This is a genomic window from Bradyrhizobium sp. 141, assembly GCF_023074055.1.
Classification (GTDB): Bacteria; Pseudomonadota; Alphaproteobacteria; order Rhizobiales; family Xanthobacteraceae; genus Bradyrhizobium.
This window is the reverse complement of the sequence record NZ_JADPKR010000043.1, coordinates 1-1,485: the sequence shown is the minus strand read 5'-3', so window position 1 is coordinate 1,485 and position 1,485 is coordinate 1. Positions and strand designations below refer to the sequence as shown.

Genomic DNA, 1,485 nt, shown 5'->3' with positions numbered 1-1,485 from the left:
ACTAGTTGCTTTTCACAGTGATTTTGACCGGTTGGGTTGAGGCGGTCAGATTAACTCCGGTAGAGCTTTGGGATCAACGAGGAGTTCGATACTGCGAGCTGTCCTTGGCACCCTTTTGATAAGGCCGGCTCTCTCGAGCGATCGCACCATTTGGTGAACCGAAGGCGGGGTGACGCGGAAATATTCCTGCATGTCGGCTTCCGCCGGAGGCCTTCGGTGAAGCCTCGTATAGAGGTGGATGAAGGCGAGGTATTGCCCCTGCTTGGGCGTGAAGGTTTTTGCCGAAGGACTCACGCCGGCCATCCGATTCAGTTGTTCGTGCGTGCCTCTCAGGGAGGCAGGCATGAATGTACGCTATCGGGTCGAACTCAGCCAAGTCGAGCGCAGCGAACTCAGGGCGCTGCTCAGCGGCGGCAAGCATGCGTCCCGCAAGCTCAAGCGCGCGCAGATTTTGCTGGCTGCCGATGCCGGGGCCGGCGACGAGGAGATCGCCAGGAGTGTCGGCGTGAGCGGCTCGACCGTGTACCGGACCAAGCGCCGCTTCGTGGAAGGCAATCTGGAACGGGCGCTGAGCGAGGAGCCGCGGCCCGGGGCGGAACGCAAGCTCACGGGCAAGGAAGAAGCCTTGCTGGTGGCGACCGCCTGTGCGGCCCCTCCAAAGGGCCGTGCCCGCTGGACGCTCGATCTGCTGGCGGGTGCGCTCGTCAAGCTCACCGAACACAAAAGCCTGTCGCGCGAGACGGTCCGGCGACGTCTGGCGGAGAATAACCTTAAACCCTGGCGCCGCGACATGTGGTGCATTCCGCAGGTCGATGGCGAATACGTCGCCCGAATGGAAGACGTGCTCGATCTCTATGCCGAGGCACCCGATCCGAGCAGGCCGGTGGTGTGCTTCGACGAAAGCCCGGTGCAGCTCATCGGCGAGGTCCGTCAGCCAATTCCGCCAAGGCCAGGCCGGCTCGAACGTTACGACTACGAATATCGTCGCAATGGGACGGTCAATCTCTTCGTTCTCCTCGACGTGCATCGCCCCTGGCGGAAGGTCAAGCTCACCGAGCGGCGAACGGCAAAAGACTATGCCCAATGCATGCGCGATCTCGTCGACATTCATTATCCTAGTGCCGAGATCATCCGCGTTGTGCAGGATAATTTATCGACCCACTCAGCCGGCGCCCTGTATCAGACGTTCCCGCCCGCTGAAGCACGGCGCATCCTGCGGCGGATCGAGTTCCACTACACCCCCAAGCACGCAAGCTGGCTCAACATGGTTGAGATCGAGATCGGCGTCTTGCGGGGACAGTGCCTCGCCCGCAGGATCGACGGCTGCAAGCGACTACGCCGCGAAATCTCCGCCTGGGAGCGGCAGAGAAATGCCGCGCGCTCCCGCATCAACTGGATGTTCACAACAGAAAAGGCCCGCGCCAAAATGGGACGCGCCTACCCAAACTCCTCCAAAGAGTCATAATCACTGTGCAGAAGTACTAG

The 1,485-nt window shown here is 61.1% G+C and carries 2 protein-coding genes; one reads left to right on the top strand and one right to left on the bottom strand.

Features of this window, described 5'->3' with window-relative positions; genetic code table 11:
- Positions 1 to 45: 45 nt before the first annotated feature.
- A complete protein-coding gene (locus tag IVA81_RS12225; RefSeq protein WP_247316730.1) occupies positions 46 to 303 on the bottom strand; it encodes a MarR family winged helix-turn-helix transcriptional regulator in 258 nt (85 codons plus the stop codon).
- Positions 304 to 343: 40 nt separating this feature from the next.
- On the opposite strand from IVA81_RS12225, the gene IVA81_RS12220 reads away from it, so the two are divergent.
- The gene (locus tag IVA81_RS12220) at positions 344 to 1,465 is read left to right on the top strand and encodes an IS630 family transposase (protein ID WP_247316736.1); all 1,122 of its coding nucleotides are present in this window, start codon (positions 344 to 346) and stop codon (positions 1,463 to 1,465) included.
- The last annotated feature ends 20 nt before the right edge of the window (positions 1,466 to 1,485 follow it).

Excerpts from the sequence above, each read along its gene's own strand:
- IVA81_RS12225 (WP_247316730.1), bottom strand. The coding sequence starts at position 303 with ATGGCCGGCGTGAGTCCTTCGGCAAAAACCTTCACGCCCAAGCAGGGG.
- IVA81_RS12220 (WP_247316736.1), top strand. The coding sequence starts at position 344 with ATGAATGTACGCTATCGGGTCGAACTCAGCCAAGTCGAGCGCAGCGAA.